Raw genomic sequence first — 16,386 nt, 5'->3', positions numbered from 1 at the left:
ACACTTATCCCTTTCTCGCCCTATTGCAATTTTTCGCTCTTGATAAATCGAAACTATTTATATAACCGACAATTGATAACCCCATTAGAAGAACATTTAATGTAATCGGATTAAACGGCCCTGTAAAGCTTGCAATATTCGTAAATCCTGCCGCTAATGTTAAAACTAGTAATACAATAATATGCAGTATAAATAATTTTCGTTTTGTTATTGGCAACAGCCATACAACACCGAAAATTATTTCTAACACCCCAATTATTTTAAGTATATATACACTATTTTCATTTGAACCGATTAATATAGAAAGCATCTTTACTTCTTCTAAATGAGTAAAAAGTAGTTTTGGCACTATCCCTTGATATATCCATACAAAAGCAAATAAAAAACATACGAGCCAATACGTCATTGTTCTTCTAATTAGTAACCTAGGATGAAGCCCCTTTTCTAACCATAATTTTAAGGCATCAAAACTCCAAGCAGTCGCCCAACCTAATAACGGACGAAAAATATAGGAATCTATCACATTTCCTATACGACCAAATCTTGTATCATAATCATATTGTGTCTCAAAATGGATGTATTCTTTATTCGGCTTATACTTCCAATAACCACGTCCTATTTGAATAAGAGATAATGTATTATCCGTCCAAAATTTTAAAGAAGAAATTCTTTCACCAGTTTCTTTTCTTATTTCACCTATTGATTCCCCTTCTCCAGCTATTTCAAGCCCAAATCCAATCTTTGTTTTATACAAAAACTTCTGTGGTTCTCCTTCTTTTTTCTCTAAATACGAAATTTCAGTAAAGCGAGCATCCCACTCTGTATGTATATCTGGTTCTTGCGTATATTCCCATAATTTTCCCATCGTCGTGTTCATTTTTGTCGCAACATAAATAGGCTGTTTCCTTTTCATTCTCCCACCTCCTATGCACTATAAGTTTAATGTACATGCAATGAATTTATTTTGCTACATTTTTCACAAACTTCCTCAGAAAAAAGAAAGAATTTTTAAAATATATATAAAACACTTGATTCCCCGAAAAATTTAAATTATTATAAAACAAATGTTACCAACAACTTCATAAATCAAACACTCTCGCCTAAAACGTGAGATAGAGGTTGCGATACTTATGAGTATTCTAATGGAGACACAGAGATGTCTATGAACTTAGATGAAAGGAAGTATTGCCGAAATTGATAAGTTTCTCTGCATTTATCAATTGGGGCTGTTTTCGAATAGAAACAGAACTGTCATATGTACAGACGTGTACGTATGAAGAGCTATCTACAAAAAAGAGATATCATTTTTTATGATATTCCTTTTTTGGCGGTTTTTTTATTAGCTCCGTTTTCTGTTTCCCTTTTCCTGTAACAGCACCATCCTCACTTATTTGAGATGGTGTTTTTTGTTTGTCTTTCTGGTAACTACAGGAGTATTGGGATTTATATATTTCCTAATCTATTCTTAAAAATAGACGAAAGAAGGAATTTGTAATGGAAACAATTGTTCAAAAATTTGGTGGCACTTCTGTCGGAAGCGTCGAGCGCATTCAACATGTAGCAAATTTAATTATTGAAGAATATGAACGAGGTCATAGCGTTGTCTCTGTCGTTTCAGCAATGGGAAAAAGCACGGATGAACTTGTCGCACTCGCTAACGCAATTACAGAAAATCCAAGTAAACGCGAAATGGATATGCTTCTATCGACAGGAGAGCAAGTAACTATTTCATTATTAACGATGGCACTACAAGCAAAAGGGTATAACGCGATTTCATTAACAGGATGGCAAGCTGGTATTACGACAGAATCTGTACATAGTAGTGCACGGATTACTAAAATTAATACAGATCGAATTCAGTCTTATCTTACTAAAGGCACCATTGTTATTGTAGCTGGTTTCCAAGGAGTCAGTGAAGATTTTGAAATTACAACGCTTGGACGAGGCGGTTCTGATACAACTGCTGTCGCATTAGCTGCTGCACTAAACGCAAAAAAATGTGATATTTACACAGATGTGACCGGCGTATATACGACGGATCCACGAGTTGTAAAAGATGCTTATAAATTAGATGAAATTTCTTATGACGAAATGTTAGAACTTGCAAACCTCGGTGCTGGTGTATTACACCCGCGTGCTGTTGAGTTTGCTAAAAATCATAATGTCATTTTAGAAGTTCGCTCAAGTATGGAACAAGAAAACGGAACAATTGTAAAAGGAGAATGTAACATGGAACAACAATCAATCGTTAAAGGTATTGCATTTGAAGATAATATTACACGCATCACAGTGAAAGGATTAGAACAAGGTTCACTTTCAACTGTTTTCTCTACATTAGCAGCGGCACATATTAATGTAGATATCATCATTCAAAGTATTACAAATGAAGGAACTGTTCATCTCTCCTTCTCCATCCATTCTAATGATTTAAGAGAAACATTAGAAGTATTGGAACAAAATCAAGAGGCACTTCACTATGAAGCTGTAGAATATGAAAATCATTTAGCAAAAGTATCAATCGTAGGATCTGGCATGGTATCTAACCCTGGTGTCGCTGCAAATATGTTTACTACTTTAAAAGAAGAAGATATTCATATTAAAATGGTAAGTACATCAGAAATTAAAGTGTCTGTCGTTATTGACCGCCTTCATTTAGTAACAGGTGTTGAGGCACTGCATCAATCATTTATGGCGAAAATTGAGCCTTTAGTGCAAATGAGCTAATTTGATATGCTCAGTAACACTTATAAAAAAATCATATTACTCTACTTCCTTCCTATTAAATAAAAGCTGTTCGTTAACAAGATGCTATATGACATATAAAAAAACACCTTGTCCATTTTTCCTATGCTGTGACAAGGTGTTTTTGACTGAAAGGAATTTGTAACTACTTAGTAGTATAATTATGAGGATGATTAAATAATAAACTTTTATACATAAGGAGATAAGACTATGGCAAAAAACAAATTATTACGAATGGACAATGTCAGCATCGTTGTAGAATCCCTTGATAACGCAATCTCTTTCTTCGAGGAAATTGGCTTGAACCTTGAAGGGCGAGCCACTGTCGAGGGTGAATGGGCTGGTCGCGTAACTGGACTCGGCTCTCAGTGCGTAGAGATTGCTATGATGGTCACTCCAGATGGCCACAACCGAATTGAACTTTCGCGATTTCTCACCCCTCCTACTATAGCAGATCACCGAAATGCTCCTGTAAACGCCCTCGGTTATCTACGCGTCATGTTCACCGTTCAAGATATTGACGAAATGGTATCGAGACTCACTAAGCATGGTGCAGAGCTCGTTGGTGAAGTAGTTCAGTACGAGAACTCGTATCGTCTCTGCTACATTCGTGGAGTCGAAGGAATTTTAATCGGTTTAGCGGAAGAACTCGGTAATAAATAAGCAAGTGACGTTTTATAAAAAGGCACTATCATTGAATAAAACGTAGACTCTTAAGCGATTTTATTATTATATTTTGAACCCCGTCCTAGCTTTAGAACGGGGTTATGCTTGTTTGAGCTTTTAAAATTAAATAACTTTATTATCATTTTACATATAGATTTCAAGGATCTACCCAAATAGCTTTCATATTACCGATATCCCAAAATCATTATAATACAATGAAAATATTCGTTATACCCTTTCCTAGGAAATATAACTAACTCTTCTCACTTTTTATCACATATATCTTTTCGCTCTTTCTCTTGAAAAAACGATCTATATTCATTCAAAATAACTTTCTTCACATTCGAATAAAAAACCATCATGAATAGTGCAACTCCTAATACAAATACTTGTATTCCTTCATAATCAATGAATGCACTCATAATTAGCAATCCAAACCCAATATAAAAACCAAAATCATTCTCTTTCTCAAAATCCTCATCTTCTTCATCAATATGTATTTTTTCTTTAATATTCTGTTTCCCTTTTATTAACTCATCAAGCGTAACATTGTACATTTCGCTTAGTAAAATTAGATTATCAATATCAGGATAACTTTTATCATTTTCCCATTTGTACACTGCTTGCCTCGTCACACCAATCTTTTTAGCAACATCCTCTTGCGAAAACCCCTTTGATTCTCGTAGTTTTTTTAGCTGCTCTCCTATGCTCATAACGTCCCCTCCTTTAACAAATTATTACATAAAAAGAGATATAAATGAAAGAAACCATTAGTAAAACTCTCTGTAAACCATTCGTTTACACAATTAAAAAAAGAGGGAATAGCTCTATATTTAAGCTATTCCCTCACTTCTATTAAAACAGATGAATGTTTTCTTTTTTACAAGCTGCACGTAAATCGTCAGGCCATACAGAAGATTGAACTTCACCGATATGTGCTTTACGTAAGAAGTACATGCACATTCTTGATTGTCCAATGCCACCGCCGATTGTTAATGGTAGTACGTCTTCTAATATACCTTTATGGAAATCATACTCACGTTTGAAGTCTTCACCAGTTTTCGTTAACTGCTCATCAAGCGATTTACTATCAACACGAATTCCCATTGATGATAACTCAAATGAAGATTGTAGTACTGGGTGCCAGAATAAAATGTCACCGTTTAATTTCCAATCGTCATAATCAGCTGCGCGTCCGTCATGCTTTTCACCTGAACGAAGTGCATCACCAATTCCGATAATGAAGACTGCACCGTGTTCTTTTGCAATTGCATGTTCACGATCTTTCGGTGTTAATTCTGGATATTTATCTTCTAGTTCTTGGGAAGTAATGAAAACAATCTCTTCTGGTAAATACTTTCCAAGGAACGGATATTTTTCAAATAAATGATCTTCTAAATCTTTGAATATTCCATAAATTGTTTGTACTGTTTTTTGTAAGTAATCGACAGTACGCCATTCTTTTTGAACGATTTTTTCCCAATCCCATTGGTCAACGTAAATGGAATGCGTTGCATCAAGTTCTTCATCACGACGGATCGCGTTCATGTTTGTATATAAACCTTCACCAGCTTCGTATCCGTATTCATGTAATGCAAATCGTTTCCATTTCGCTAGTGAATGAACAATTTCTAATTCTTCTCCTGAATGTAACATATCAAATTCAATTGGGCGTTCTACACCGTTTAGGTGATCGTTTAATCCTGATTTTTTCGTTACGAATAATGGTGCAGATACGCGGAATAGTTCAAGGCGTTTTGCTAATTGATCCTCGAAGAATGTTTTAACTTCCTTAATTGCGATTTGAGTCTCTCTTACTGTCATTAATGATTGATACATGGTGGTTTCCTCCTAAAATGTTTGGATGTTGTGAAAAGAAGCCAACAAAAAAAGCCCTTCTTTCCCAAAAAACTGGGACGAAAGGCTTTGGTTCCGCGGTACCACCCAAATTAGCAACAGAGGTTGCTCACTTATACAATACGGAGATGAAATATCTCGATACTGTTCTTCTTGTAACGGCGAAGTTCCCGGCTAAGTCTACTTTCCTATAAAGGATTTCGGTTAGCAACTCCAGGAGGTTCTTCATAATAGGCTTCGTATCAGGCTCACACCACCCCTGACTCGCTTAAACTACGTCCTACTACTACTCGTCCTTTCATAGTCGTTTTGTTGTCACATCTCTGAAACATTTTATTAATGATTATTCTATACAAAAAATAAAGAAAGTCAACAAAAAGTTTTAAAATGTTTTTCAATTCTTTATTTTACGGCTTTATTGATTGTTGTTAATTTAACATCTTTACTTTTTCTGCCTCTTCAATCCAAAAAATGTTTCACTGACCGAAACTAACGTATACACAACAATTAATGTGATCGTTCGGAATATAGAATCTGCAGTATTTCTTATTATTTTCATTTTCTTTATAATTCCTTTCAGTTTACTTGCAAATTCATGTTATACTATAGCATTCAAGCAGTTTATTTTTACTTAAAGCAATCATAGTCATTTATAAAGAGTATTTTCTAAATCATTGACTATTATCAAATAAGATTTTTATATAACGGAGTGATCATATGAGTAAAACGAAAGCAAAACCGAAAAAAGGTGTAGGACAAGGTACAGGAAGTAAAGGATGGAACCGTTGGCAATCAAGTGCAAAGAAAAAGGCAGCTGCCAAACCATACAAAAGTAAAGGTACAAAGAAGTAATTTAAATAACATTTGATTTCTTTACTTTGTACAAAACAAAATATAATTATTACAACAAAAAAGCTATGCCCTCATACATTTGAAGACATAGCTTTTTTATATTAAATCATTAAAATATCTCGAATTTCTTCCTCTGTGATTGAGGACAATTTCTCTTCTCCCGGCTCAATCACTTCAGCGATTAAATTTTTCTTACTTTCTTGCAGTTCATGCATTTTCTCCTCAATTGTTCCCTGAGCTACTAGCTTTATAACTTGCACTGTATTTTTTTGTCCCATTCGATACGCCCTATCGGCCGCTTGTTGTTCAACAGCTGGATTCCACCATAAATCATATAATATTACTGTATCTGCACCAGTTAAATTAAGTCCGGTACCACCAGCTTTTAAAGAAATGAGAAATAGATCTCCTTCTCCTTCGTTAAACCGATCGCACAGCTCTACACGATCCTGCGCTGGTGTACTCCCGTCTAAATAAAAGTATGGAATTGCTTGTCGATTTAACTCACGACCAATAATGGAAAGCATCTTCGTAAATTGAGAAAAAATTAATATTCTCTTCCCTGTACTTCTACATTCCTCTAAAATCTCTAACAGTTGTTCAAATTTAGCTGAACTTCCTTTGTAATCATCAACAAATAAAGCGGGATGACAACAAATTTGTCGCAATCTCGTTAAACCAGCTAAAATTCTAATTTTATTTTTACGTAACGTGTCTTTGTCTAAATGCTTTAACGTTTCTTCCCTTAACTTCGCTAAATAAGCAGCATAGAGACTCTTTTGATCGGGTAATAACTCCGATGATTGTAAGTGCTCTATTTTCTCTGGCAACTCATTTAATACGTCTCCTTTTAATCGTCTTAATACGAATGGTTTCACTCGCTTCGCTATATCTTCACGCCTTAAATCACCGAACTCTTTTCTTCCTGGTAATAATTCCGGGAAGACGACATGGAAGATAGACCATAGCTCTTCTAATGAATTTTCTACAGGTGTACCAGTTAGTCCGAAACGGTATTCAGCTTGAATTGTTTTCACAGCTCTTGCCGTTTGCGTTGTAGGGTTTTTAAACGCCTGTGCTTCATCAAGAAATAGTGTATGAAATGGCCTTGCATATAATCTTATATCTCTTCTCAGTAATGGATATGACGTGATTACGACATCAAATTCCGTTATATCTTTCAAAATTTTCCGGCGCTCTGCTTGGTTTCCATCTGCAATAACTGCTCTAATATGCGGGGCGAATTTTTTCAATTCACTAAACCAATTATAAACAAGAGATGATGGTGAAACGACTAATATTGGCAGTTTCTTTTCTCGAATCTCAGTCAAAACAGAATCTATAAAAGCAATGCTTTGCAACGTTTTTCCAAGTCCCATATCATCTGCTAAAATACCGCCAAAACGGTAATGAGCAAGTGTTTTCATCCATTCGAACCCATATACTTGATACTTTCTCATTTCTGCATTTAAAGTATTTGGCACAGCAAACTTTAATTTTTTCGGATTTTGAATGTTTTCTACTAACTCTTGAACTGAATCATCCAAACTTAAAACATTGCCTTCGTGAAGTCCGTTCATCCATTTTACACTCCGAATAAGCGGAACATTTACCTCTTCTCCATGTAAAAATTCTTTCCGAATACCTGATTCTTTTATAAACTGATTAATTTCATTAAACTCTTTACTCTCTAGCGACAAAAACGAACCGTTCGTCAATCGATAATATTTACGTTTCTCTTCAAGGGCCACTAATACACCTTTAATTTCTGCTTCTGGTATTCCTTTTATATCAAAACGAAATGACAACCAATCAATTCTTTCTTTTCTTCTCACTCTAATAAGAGGAACTGCATCCCCTTTACTAATTCGCAATTTGATTGCTGTCGTCGCATAAATATCAACTAAACCTTTTAATGTTGGCACGACGTGATATAAAAAGTTATACTCAGCTTCTTCATTATGCATAAAGTAACCGCCTTCTGTTTTTGCAAAGGCACTTTCACTCATAATGTCTAAAATCTCTTTTTCTTTTTTCTCATCACGATTAAAAACAGACGGCTGTCCATCCTCTTCTAGCGGATTAATCATGACGTTCCCATAGTGAAATTCAAGACCTGCTAATAAGCGATTTTTCACGCGGTCTAAATACAATTTCGCTTTTAGCGAAGGTGTTTCAACACGATCCGATATTACTTCATCAATGTGTACAGTTCCGAGCTTCATTAATCCTGGTACAACTTTCGCGACGAAATGTTCCATCTTACTTTCTGGAATATAAAACTGATTACTATTTGAGCGACTCATCATCTTTTGTAATTCAATAAGTCGCATACAATCTTCAATGTGTAAGTGATATAATTTCCCACCATAAAGTGCATTGTTATACATATCCATAACTTGTACACGATTTAGACCATCTATATGAAGTGTAAATCCGCCATTATTTCCCTTCGTAAATTCAAAGTGTAACGGCAACAAACCTTTTGAAACTTGTAATCCCTGAAACAGTTGTTTATTTTGTTTCAGCTGTACATATTCAACTTTAGAAAGTGAAGAGAGCATATCTTTCCATGAAGCTGGTGGTATAAATATCATACTTTCATCTTGTTTCGCATGTACTTCTAGCGCATCCTCATACATTTTTTCGTTATGATACATTTTAATGAGCTGCTGAATAATTGCATCCGTTTCTTGTTTAAAACTATGTACATCTGGTGTATATGTAAATTCATTTGAACAATGAAAAGACTCTCTTTTCTCCACCTTAGAAAGAAATTCTCTAATATGATTTATGAAATACACCTTGGCAAGTTTCAATTGAATTCCAAGAAGAGCACCACCACTTCTCGTAGCTACTGGTGTACATATAAACTCAACATCTAATATTTCACGTGTATCAAAACGGTGTTGTTTACTTTTTGGCCTCAGTGGTTTGTCTGCAAACAGCTGAAACATACCACTTGTCAATTGATCATTTCTGTTACTAGTGGAGCTCATTCCACCTGTTTGTTGATTATAGTTTATTTGTATTAATACTGCTGCAACATGTTGACAGTACGTTTGAAAAGACGCTAATGAAGGACAACTACATTTTGCAACAACATCACCCTTTTTGGCTTTTGCTACTGTAACATGGAAATCCTCGTTCCCTTTTACTGTCGCCTCACAAATTTCTTTATTTTCATCGTAATGATCTATTATCACTTTATTTGATTTATAATAGGTTTCACCTCTTTTATATGAGGTCTCTCCGCACACTTCTTTAATAATCGATTTATTCAATGTGAAACTCATCGCTTTGACACTTCCTTAATATAAAACCATTTTCTCTTACTTAACATTTTACATGCTCCACGAGAAAATATAAAATGTTGATTTAACAAAAAAAGATGCTTATTTATAAGCATCTTCTTCACTCTATCTCCATCAACCTCTTCGCCTCAAAATACAACACTTGAATAAACTTCTTCGTATTAATTCGCGTATGACCAGAAGATGCGAGTTCATCTTTCGTCATTTCTGTCATCCGTTTTCTAACTACGGTGAAATCGAAAAATTTTGGAGCATAGCTTTCAAATTTTGGATTTGAAAAGTCTGTTAGTCCTAAAGAAGCCAAATGATTTAACGACTGATAAATAGCTCGACGTACTCTTTGTTCAGACGCTTTTTTCTCTTTATCAATATCCGCACCTAAAGCTAGATCCCCTAATTTCCTTATCGTAATATGATGAAAAATTTCTTTTAACGCAGGAAAGCCAAACTCAAATGTCTGTGCCTTTTCTTGACCATATAAATATTCCAGCATACTAAGTAAATCTTTACTTCCATTCTCTCCCGCAATACCGAGTTCTGATAGTAAAAAGCGTCCTAAATCCCCTATCTTTTTTCCTTCTTGCACTGGTTCAGTACGCAATTGCGGTTTTTCCCACTGAAACACGTTATTCAATGATTTTTGAATATCATGTATAGAACGCTCCAATCTAATACGCTCCATCACTTTGCGTACAACAGATACAACTTCGATTTTATTTAATGGTTTTGTAATATAATATTCTACACCAAGTGTATATGCCTCACCTATAAGCTGCTTCGATTCCACTTGAGAAATCATAATGATTTTCCCCGTGAAAGTTGACGCAATGTGACGAACTGTTTCAATTCCGTCCCTCATCGGCATCAACAAATCAATAAATAAAATATCTACTTTTTTAAAATTTAGTTGATCCGCTTCAATAAAAGCTCCGTCATCCGCCTCACCAATTACTTCTCCAAGATCTCCATCTTCAATAATTTGCGAAAGCATCGAACGGAAAACTTCATCATCGTCTACGATATAATAAAACAAATCTATTCCCCTTCCCGCTTTAAACTACCCTCTGGTAAACAAACGATAAACTTACATCCTCTTTTATTTTCTCGGCCTTCTAATCTCACTTCTCCGCCTAGCTCTGTTACCATTTCATTTATGTAAGAAAGCCCAATACCAGTTGACGGTGTTCCCGTTTGATCATACTTGGAAGTAAATCCTGGCTTAAATACTAATTTCTTATACTTTTGTGCAATACCAGGTCCATCGTCAATTACTTCAAAAAATATATGTTGATCTCTTTTATATAGCTTAATAATAACGACACCTTTATCTTCAATTGCTTCAACTGCATTTGCAGCGAGGTTATTAAAAATTGATAGAACTGTATACACGTGGTATGCAGCATGCTCACCTTCTATATGTTTAGAAAAACGTATATCCTTTTCTAGCATTTCAGCATACTTCTCGTTTATTCTAACAATCATTTCTGCTAACTCATGTCCTTCTACATATTCAGCCACATTTTTATCTAATAACAGTTTAGATAACCCTGCAAATATCCTTTGATTATCCTTTTTTATTTCATGCACTTCCCCCGCTATTTTCAATGCTGTTTTACTACTTGAATCAGCGCTTACTTGTAAATTTCGATATAGTTGATATGCTTCTTGTGTAATTAACTCCGCATTTTGTAACGTCTTTTTCAAATGAACAGATTCCACATATAAATTAGAAAGATGCATTAACATATTTTCATTTTCTTTTCGAACTTGCGATTCTTTTAATTTCGTTTCATATAAATTCATCATATTTAAAAAACCAAGTGCAAAGAAACTACGAAAAATAGCAATAATAATAAGTTTATTCACTTCAGAAATCGTTATTGTTGTACCTAGTACTAACATGTGATAAAACGCAAGTTCTGACATACTTGCAACAATTTCAATTGAAATTCCAAGGCATCCAATAATGATTGGTTTCTGATGGAACTTATTTACCCTACAAAGCGAAAAAAAACTGCCATAAATAAAATAATAGAAGAACACAGGATAACGCAAATAAAATGATTCTGTCATATGAAATGAACCTTGCATGATCCAGTCAAGACATACTCGGAATAAGACTACAGATATACCAACAAGAATACCTGCAACTCCTGCTGGTACTCTTCTTAAAAATAATAATAAAAAGAAGAATAGCGGTGTACCGAAGCTAACTCGAAACGTATCATTAAAGGGATGAAAGTTCAGCTCCCCAGCAATCGGAACAACGACCATTAATATAATTAAAAGGGACATATCTTTCTTCCATAATTGATTCCAATTCAAAGGTGACACTTCCTATACTTTTTTCAGTAGTAAAAGTGAAAGCCCGCTTATTGTTATAAACGGGCTTTCTTTCTATATTCTAACCTTTTCTACCGCTTTTATTTGGCGATACTCTGGCTTCCACATTGCTTCTTGCACTGCCATCTTGATATCGTTATCACTTAAGTTCACTCTTGCAACACCTTCTGCAACTGCAACTTTCGCTACTTCAATTGCAACCATTTCTGAGATATTACGTAATTCTTCGACCTCTGGTAAAATAGGTGCTCCTGGCTGACTTGTATCTACCATACTTGCAACTGCTTCAGCAGCCGCTGCGAACATTCCATCCGTCATGACGCTTGCTCGTACTACAATTGTTCCAAGACCAAGCCCTGGGAAAATAAGTGCATTATTTGATTGTCCAATCACATACGTTACACCGTTATATGTAACTGGTTCAAATGGACTTCCTGTTGCAACTAACGCTCTTCCTTCTGTCCACTCGATTAAATCTGCTGGTTTTGCTTCAGCAAGTGGCGTCGGATTCGACATTGGTAAAATGATTGGTCTTTCTACGTGAGAAGCCATTTCTTTAATAATCTCTTCTTTAAATGCACCTGCAACAGTAGATGTACCAATTAAAATTGTCGGTTTTACATGTTTCACAACTTCAGCAAGTCCGATCACATCATTTTCTTTCCACTCACTTACTTCTGCTTCTTTTCTTGCGTACGGAATTTGGAAATCAAGAAGATCTTCCATATTATCTGTAACTAACCCGTTACGATCAATACACCAGAAACGCTTATATGATTCTTCTTCAGATACACCTACGCGGACCATCGCATCTCTAACTTGATCTGCGATACCGATTCCAGCCGTACCAGCACCAAATACAACAACGCGGTGTTCACTTAGCGGTACACCAGAAGCTTTCACTGCCGATAATACTGCCGCAAGTGAAACTGCACCTGTACCTTGAATATCATCATTAAACGTACAAACGTCATGACGGTATTTATCTAAAATTTTTCGTGCGTTACGAGAGCTAAAGTCTTCCCAATGTAAAAGTGCTTTCGGGAATTGTTTATTTACCGCTTGTACAAACGTATCAATAAATTCATCGTAAGCTTCACCTGTTATACGAGGGTGACGATTTCCAATATAAAATGGATTGTTTAATAGTTCCTCACGGTTTGTACCTACATCTAAAATTACCGGTAATACGCGGCTAGGATCGATTCCAACTGCGGCAGTGTAAACAGCTAATTTTCCGATTGCGATATTAATACCGCCAACACCCCAATCACCAATTCCTAATATACCTTCTCCATCTGTTACAACGACTAAATCAATATTTTCAGCTGTTGCACCGATATTGGCAAACGCTTCTTCAATACCTGATGGGTCGTTAATTGATAAGTAAATACCACGTGGTTTACGATATTCATGGCTATACCTTTGAATTGCTACACCGACAGTTGGTGTATATACAATCGGTAACATTTCACGTAAATGATCTGTTAATATACGATAAAATAATACTTCATTTCGATCATGTAACGCAGTTAAGTATACATTCTTTAATAAATCATCCGGCTGCGAACTAAATTGTTCGTATGCTCGGCGTGCCTGTTCTTCTAACGTTAAAACCGCTGGCGGTAATAACCCTTTTAAACCTAACTCTTCTCTTTCATTTTGTGTGAAAGCTACCCCTTTATTTAAAAGTGGTGTTGATAATACTTCTGCTCCTCTTAATGTTGTTTCTAATGCACCATTAGAAGCTACTGTAAACTTGCTCATAACATCCCTACCTCTATTCATATATAGCATTTCTATATTGTAAACAAAAAAGAGGGGCTTGTCCCCCCTCTTCTTTTAATTTTTCTTTAAAAGAGTTGCTCCTGCAATCCCTGGATGTGTCATTTCGAATGGATCTAGAATTAACTCTAAGTCTTCTTGTGACAGTACACCATTTTTCACACAAAGTTCTCGAACGGATTGCCCTGTCGCAATTGCTTCTTTCGCAACGCGAGCTGCAGCTTCATAACCGATATGAGGGTTCACGGCTGTAATAATTCCTACACTTTTCTCAACATACTCTTTTAAGCGATCTTCATTCGCTTCAATTCCTTTTAAGCAATTATCTGTAAAGGCACGGAAACCGTTATTCATAATGCTAATTGATTGCAGTAAGTTGAAAACAAGTACTGGTTCCATAACATTTAATTCTAATTGTCCTGCTTCTGAAGCAAGGCAAATCGTATGGTCATTACCAATTACTTGGAACGCAATTTGGTTAATAACTTCTGGCATAACAGGGTTTACTTTCCCTGGCATAATAGAAGAACCTGGTTGACGAGCTGGTAACATAATTTCAGCTAAACCAACACGTGGACCTGATGCCATTAGACGAAGGTCATTCGCAACTTTAGACATATTCATCATACATACTTTAAGTGCTGCAGATACTTCAGTATAAGCATCCGTATTTTGCGTCGCATCTACTAAATCTTCTGCACCAACAAGCGGTAATTCACTGATTGCAGCTAAATGTTTTACAACTGCTTCAATATATTCTGGATCTGCATTTAAGCCTGTACCAACTGCAGTCGCTCCCATATTTACTTCATATAAATGTTGACGTGATTGCTTAATACGTTTCATATCACGTTCAAGTACGCGAGAATACGCTTTAAATTCTTGTCCAAGGCGAATTGGCACAGCGTCTTGTAAATGTGTACGACCCATTTTAATAACATGGTCGAACTGTTCTGCTTTTAATTCAAATACATCATGCATATAACCCATCGTTTGTAATAAGCCTTCTAATGCATTTAATGTTGCGATATGAATCGCCGTTGGGAATGCATCGTTTGTTGATTGCGCCATATTTACATGACTATTTGGACTAATATAGTGATAGTCTCCCTTTTCCATTCCTAATAATTCAAGAGCACGATTGGCAATGACTTCATTTGCATTCATGTTCATTGAAGTACCTGCTCCGCCTTGAATTGGATCTACGATGAAATGATCATGCCATTTTCCATCAAGAATTTCTTGAGCAGCTTCTGCGATCACGCCACCCTTGTTCAATTCCAATCTTCCTACATCTGTATTCGCAAGTGCTGCTGCTTTTTTTACAATTGCGAATGCTCTAATTAAACCTTCATGGATTTTGTATCCTGTAATTGGGAAATTTTCAACTGCACGCATTGTTTGTACGCCATAGTATGCATAGTTTGGTACTTCTTTTTCACCTAAAAAATCTTTTTCAATTCGAACACCATTTTTAACTTCAGTTAATGTTGCCATGATTATTCACTCCTTAACGATTTCTTATGCTGCTTTTGTTTCTTTGACTGTTTCTACATATTGTTTTGCTTTCTCATTATCGAATTCGCCTTCCCACTTCGACATAACAATGGCCGCTAATGCATTTCCTAATACATTGACAGATGAGCGAATCATATCTAAAATGCGGTCAATTCCCGCAATTAACGCGATACCTTCTAGTGGTAGCCCCATTGAACCTAACGTTGCTAATACAACAACGAACGATGCACCTGGAACTCCCGCCATACCTTTGGATGTTAACATGAGAACGAATAATAACGTTATTTGCTCCGTTAGTGACATGTGCACACCGTACATTTGGGCAACAAACAATGCCGCTAACGCTTGATAAATAGCCGATCCAGTCAAGTTAAATGTATAACCTGTCGGAATTACGAAAGAGGCAACTGCCTTTGGACAACCGAACTCTTCCATTTTTCTCATTATATTAGGTAAAACAGCTTCTGAACTTGCTGTCGTAAACGAAAGAATCAGTTCTTCTTTTAAAATTTTTATTAATGTAAAAATGTTTACTCCAACCATTCGTGCATTAATACCTAATACAATCACAACGAATAGTATAACAGTTACGTATACAGCTAGCACTAGTTTTCCTAGCGGAAGTAATGTTGCTACACCAAATTTTGCAACTGTAACGGCAATTAATGCGAATACACCAAATGGTGCAAATTTCATAACTTGATTTGTAACCCAAAACATTGCTTCGAGTACGCCTTCAAAGAAGTTAAAAACAGGCTTTCCTTTTTCCCCAATTGCCGCAACTCCTAAGCCGAATAATACTGAGAAGAATATAATCGGTAATAGGTCACCTTGTGCAATCGATTCAAATACGTTTTTTGGTACAATGTGAACAATTGTCTCAGCAAAACCTTTCTTCTCCGTTGCATCTGCTGTTTGTTTATAAGAAGAAATATCACTTTGCTGTAAATTACTCATATCAACACCAGTACCTGGTTGGAATATATTCGCTGCAAGTAATCCCATTAAAATAGCAATCGTCGTAATAATTTCGAAATAAAGAATTGTCTTACCGCCCAGTTTCCCAAGCTTTTTCATATCTCCTACACCAGCTACCGCAACAATTAATGCTGAAATAACAATTGGTACTACAATCATCTTAATTAAGTGAATAAATATATCCCCAATTGGTGTGATATAAGAAATCGCCGTTTTATTGCCATAAAAGACTGCCCCTACTACAATCCCTAAAACAAGCGCGACAAAAATTTGTGTTGCCAATCCGAATTTTTTCATTTATGTTCATCCCCTTCATGCGAACGCTTTCAAT

Annotated in this window: 12 protein-coding genes, 1 riboswitch and 1 other annotated feature; of the genes, 3 read left to right on the top strand and 9 right to left on the bottom strand. The window is 35.8% G+C overall.

Annotated elements, in window-relative coordinates:
- Window positions 1-4: 4 nt before the first annotated feature.
- Window positions 5-913 carry a DoxX-like family protein gene (locus tag ACQRBL_RS08585; RefSeq protein ID WP_411995711.1) on the bottom strand — a complete coding sequence of 303 codons (909 nt, stop codon included), beginning with the start codon at window positions 911-913 and terminating at the stop codon, window positions 5-7.
- A gap of 192 nt (window positions 914-1,105) precedes the next feature.
- Window positions 1,106-1,292: riboswitch (Lysine riboswitch) on the top strand.
- Window positions 1,293-1,494: 202 nt separating this feature from the next.
- Here ACQRBL_RS08585 and ACQRBL_RS08580 point away from each other — a divergent pair.
- Window positions 1,495-2,724, top strand: a complete 1,230-nt coding sequence (locus tag ACQRBL_RS08580; RefSeq protein WP_000448069.1) for an aspartate kinase — start codon at window positions 1,495-1,497, stop codon at window positions 2,722-2,724.
- Window positions 2,725-2,952: 228 nt separating this feature from the next.
- Window positions 2,953-3,405, top strand: coding sequence for a VOC family protein (locus tag ACQRBL_RS08575; protein WP_001107262.1), 453 nt, complete (start codon window positions 2,953-2,955; stop codon window positions 3,403-3,405).
- A gap of 266 nt (window positions 3,406-3,671) precedes the next feature.
- On the opposite strand, the gene ACQRBL_RS08570 is transcribed toward ACQRBL_RS08575, so the two are convergent.
- On the bottom strand, window positions 3,672-4,121 hold the full coding sequence (locus ACQRBL_RS08570) for a helix-turn-helix domain-containing protein (protein ID WP_023521645.1): 450 nt from the start codon (window positions 4,119-4,121) through the stop codon (window positions 3,672-3,674).
- Between the two features lie 142 nt (window positions 4,122-4,263).
- Window positions 4,264-5,247, bottom strand: a complete 984-nt coding sequence (gene asnA, locus ACQRBL_RS08565) for an aspartate--ammonia ligase (RefSeq protein ID WP_000284912.1) — start codon at window positions 5,245-5,247, stop codon at window positions 4,264-4,266.
- 70 nt (window positions 5,248-5,317) lie between these two features.
- Window positions 5,318-5,576, bottom strand: a binding site (T-box leader).
- A 406-nt stretch (window positions 5,577-5,982) separates the two neighbouring features.
- Here asnA and ACQRBL_RS08560 point away from each other — a divergent pair.
- Entirely contained in the window at window positions 5,983-6,117 is a 135-nt protein-coding gene (locus ACQRBL_RS08560) for a DUF3934 domain-containing protein (protein WP_000047588.1), read from the top strand.
- Window positions 6,118-6,218: 101 nt separating this feature from the next.
- Here ACQRBL_RS08560 and ACQRBL_RS08555 read toward each other — a convergent pair whose 3' ends face one another.
- The 6 genes from ACQRBL_RS08555 to ACQRBL_RS08530 all read right to left on the bottom strand — a co-directional run bounded on the left by ACQRBL_RS08555 (window position 6,219) and on the right by ACQRBL_RS08530 (window position 16,352).
- On the bottom strand, window positions 6,219-9,413 hold the full coding sequence (locus ACQRBL_RS08555) for a DEAD/DEAH box helicase (protein WP_000011086.1): 3,195 nt from the start codon (window positions 9,411-9,413) through the stop codon (window positions 6,219-6,221).
- A gap of 118 nt (window positions 9,414-9,531) precedes the next feature.
- Window positions 9,532-10,464: a response regulator gene (locus ACQRBL_RS08550; RefSeq protein ID WP_006918521.1), complete on the bottom strand. Its 933-nt coding sequence runs from the start codon at window positions 10,462-10,464 to the stop codon at window positions 9,532-9,534.
- Window positions 10,465-10,466: 2 nt separating this feature from the next.
- The gene (locus ACQRBL_RS08545) at window positions 10,467-11,765 is read right to left on the bottom strand and encodes a sensor histidine kinase (RefSeq protein ID WP_002195356.1); all 1,299 of its coding nucleotides are present in this window, start codon (window positions 11,763-11,765) and stop codon (window positions 10,467-10,469) included.
- 63 nt (window positions 11,766-11,828) lie between these two features.
- Window positions 11,829-13,541, bottom strand: coding sequence for an oxaloacetate-decarboxylating malate dehydrogenase (gene malS, locus ACQRBL_RS08540; RefSeq protein WP_003270074.1), 1,713 nt, complete (start codon window positions 13,539-13,541; stop codon window positions 11,829-11,831).
- A gap of 75 nt (window positions 13,542-13,616) precedes the next feature.
- Complete coding sequence (aspA, locus tag ACQRBL_RS08535) at window positions 13,617-15,056, bottom strand: aspartate ammonia-lyase (protein ID WP_000224199.1); 1,440 nt, start codon at window positions 15,054-15,056, stop codon at window positions 13,617-13,619.
- 24 nt (window positions 15,057-15,080) lie between these two features.
- Window positions 15,081-16,352 (bottom strand): cation:dicarboxylate symporter family transporter, encoded by a 1,272-nt coding sequence (locus ACQRBL_RS08530; RefSeq protein WP_000713291.1) that lies wholly within the window; start codon window positions 16,350-16,352, stop codon window positions 15,081-15,083.
- Window positions 16,353-16,386 lie beyond the last annotated feature (34 nt).

It is taken from the genome of Bacillus sp. AF62, assembly GCF_050312695.1.
Classification (GTDB): domain Bacteria; phylum Bacillota; class Bacilli; order Bacillales; family Bacillaceae_G; genus Bacillus_A; species Bacillus_A cereus.
The sequence above is the reverse complement of the archived record's forward strand: the minus strand, read 5'-3'. Positions and strand labels throughout refer to the sequence as shown.